This is a genomic window from bacterium, assembly GCA_035371905.1.
Lineage (GTDB): Bacteria > Ratteibacteria > UBA8468 > B48-G9 > JAFGKM01 > JAMWDI01.
In genome coordinates this window covers 1-3,060 of sequence record DAORXQ010000151.1, presented here as the reverse complement: position 1 = coordinate 3,060, position 3,060 = coordinate 1, and the positions used below count along the sequence as shown (strand labels likewise).

At 26.4% G+C, this 3,060-nt stretch carries 3 protein-coding genes; all 3 read right to left on the bottom strand.

Features of this window, described 5'->3' with window-relative positions:
* On the bottom strand, window positions 1–1,205 hold a 1,205-nt coding region (locus PKV21_09865), incomplete at its 3' end, for a right-handed parallel beta-helix repeat-containing protein (GenBank protein ID HOM27792.1).
* A 95-nt stretch (window positions 1,206–1,300) separates the two neighbouring features.
* Entirely contained in the window at window positions 1,301–1,936 is a 636-nt protein-coding gene (gene rnc, locus PKV21_09860) for a ribonuclease III (protein HOM27791.1), read from the bottom strand.
* Window positions 1,924–3,060 (bottom strand): apolipoprotein N-acyltransferase (gene lnt, locus PKV21_09855; GenBank protein ID HOM27790.1); only part of this gene is annotated, 1,137 nt, incomplete at its 5' end. The genes rnc and lnt, both read right to left, overlap by 13 nt.

Sequence of the window (3,060 nt, the reverse complement as noted above, 5' to 3'; positions counted from 1 at the left end):
AGTCCACCTATTCCATGTGATTTATTCCTTCCAATAATATTGTTTTTAATCTTATGCCCAAAATTATGCCAGCAGAAATAAATACCCTGACCGTTTTCAAAAATTTTATTATTTTCTATAAGTGTATTTTTAAGCCCTGTTCCAGGATGGATTCCATTACCAAGACATCCTATAACTTCACAATCCCTGACTATACAATTTTCTCCTGTCTGTAAACTTATTCCATCAGTTGGCCATTCAGTTACTTTTATTTTCTCAATTACTATATTTTTCCCATTGTAAATATGAATTCCAGCAACTGTATATCTTCCTTGTGTTGTATAGGCATTTCCTTTTGCATTTCCTCTAATTGTTAAATTACTTATTTTTATATCTTCAACATTTGCTCCATGGATTAATGGAAAAACTGCCCATATTAAAACATTTATCTTTTTATTTCCGAGTTCTTCAGAGGATGGATTTGCTTTAAAATCAATTGAAACAGGTGATTCAAGAATAATTTTATTTTCTTTTATTTCTTTGATAAATGCATGGGCAAGAAGAGATTCATTTGGCGGTTCACCTATTGCAATCTCTTCTCCTTCCTTAAAAATTGATGTACTTTTAAGATAAATTTCAATATCTCCTTTTTTAACATCTTTATCAGGATAAGCAGAATCACCAAAAATTATACATCCATTTGGAGGTTTTAATTGAAACATCCCATAAGGTGCTTCAACAATTATATATTTCTCTTCTTTATTTATTTCTTTTACATACCCTGGTTTTGGTTCTCCATACCATGAAGGAGGAAATATTCTACATAAAACAACTGCACTTCCAATTTCCATCTTCTCAGGTATATATTCAAGAAATATCTTGTTCCCTTCATTTTCTTTCGTAACATTTATTTTCAAAATCTCTTTTCCATATATTAAAACTGTTTTGTCAATTCCACTTCCCTCAATATTTACTTTGTTTTTTAACAAAAGTCCTCTTCTCAATTTGAAAACTCCTTCAGGAATTTTAACAGTCCCACCTCCTGATAGAAAACAATCATCAATCGCTTTTTGAAGTCCACAATCAGGAAGGTCATAATTTATATATTTCTTTGCATCTATATCAGAAGAAAAAAGGTATGAAATGTTTAAGAAAAAAGAAAGAATTAAAATTTTTTTTATTAACTCTAATGTATTAATTCTTTTCATTTCAAATTTATTACCCATCATTTTTAATTAAAACATAAATTTTAAATTTGTCAAATTTTTTTCTTTTTTGTAAATATATTTTAAAATTAATTATTCTCAATTTTTACTGCTTTTTATTTTTTTAAATTCATAAGTTTTTCATAAAGTTCTTTTGCAGCAAGTAATTCTGCTTCTTTTATGCTTTCCCCTTTACCCTTCCCTATTTTTCTAATCCCTTTAATTTTTACTTTTACAACAAACTCCTTTTTGTGTGGAAAACCCTTTTCAGAAATAATTTTATATTCAGGAGATACTTGTTTTGTTTTTCTTGCATAATTTAAAAGTAAATTCTTATAATCTTTCAATGGTTCAAGTTCTCTATTTAAAATAAAATTTTTTATAAATTTTTTAACTGCTATCCATCCACCATCAAGATATAATGCACCTATTAATGCTTCAAGAAATCTGTCTGTTCTCTTAATATTACAGTTTTTATGTCTTGCAAATTTCATTATCTGAATTTCATCACATATTTTTTTTAAATAATTGTTGTTAACATAAGATGATTTTAAATTTGTTAAAAATTCTTCATTTTTATCCTTATACTTTTTGTATAAATAAATTCCTACAACTGTATCCAGAATCAGGTCACCAAGAAATTCAAGTCGTTCATATGATGAATCAGGTGAGTATGAAGGATGAGTCAGTGCTTCTTCAAGATATTTTTTATTTCTAAATCTATATCCAATTATTTTTTCTAATTCCTGCATATTAAAAGCCCTGTTAAAATTAAACAGAATAATAAAAAAGGATAAATGCCGTATTTTGAATAGAAAGTTTCATAAATAACTACCGGTAATGACCATGTTAACACATCTTCAAAAAATAAATAATTATTATTTTTCTCAAGTATTTTTTCTATTTTTCCTTCCGGACCTATTATACCTGTCATTCCTGTCAATCCTGCCTGTAAAAAATATCTTCCCGTTTCAATTGCCCTGAAAACATTATGATAGAAGTGTTGATAAGGCCCAGAAGAATTTCCAAACCATGAATCATTTGTAATTACAATAAAAAAATCACTTCCATTCTTTAAAAAATTTTCACTTATTTCAGGAAAAATATTTTCATAACAAATCGGTGTTGAAAATTTTATTTCTCTAAAGGTAAACACTTTAAATTCATTCCCTCTTTTTAATTTTGGATAATAACCAGCAATTTTTAAAAATATATTTTTTACAAAATTGAATTTTTCGCCAAGTATAAATTCACCATAAGGAACAAGATGAATTTTATTATAAACTTCAATTCTTTCAGAATTTATAAAAACACTTGAATTGTAAAAATAATCATCTTTTTTCGTAAAAGTACCTATTAAAATTCCAAAATTATTTTTTCTGGATAAATCTTTAAGTTTATTAATAAATCCTTTTTCTTCAAAAATATCTCCCTGGAAAGAACCCTCAGGGAAAATAATAATATTCGGTTTATCATGCCTCACTTTTTTTTCAATATAAAATATAATCTTTTCTTTACATTCTTCCAATGTGTTTTCGTAAATAGCAAAATTTGGCTGAACTAAAGAAATCTTTAATCTTCCTTTAATTTCTTTTTTTTGAGGCAATTTTGTAATTAAAAAACAGAAGATAATAAAAAAAATAAAAAAAAGTTGTTGTGATAAAAATTCTCTCTTTATTATACTGTAAATAAATAGATTTGAAGCAACTAAAATAAAAGATATACCGAAAATCCCAGTAAATTTTGCAACCTGTGAAATGTAGAGATTTTTATATTGAGTTAAACCGAAAACAAGCCATGGGAATCCTGTTAAAAGATTTGCCATTATTAATTCAAGGAAAAACCAGATTGATGCACCTAAAAATATAATCTTTTC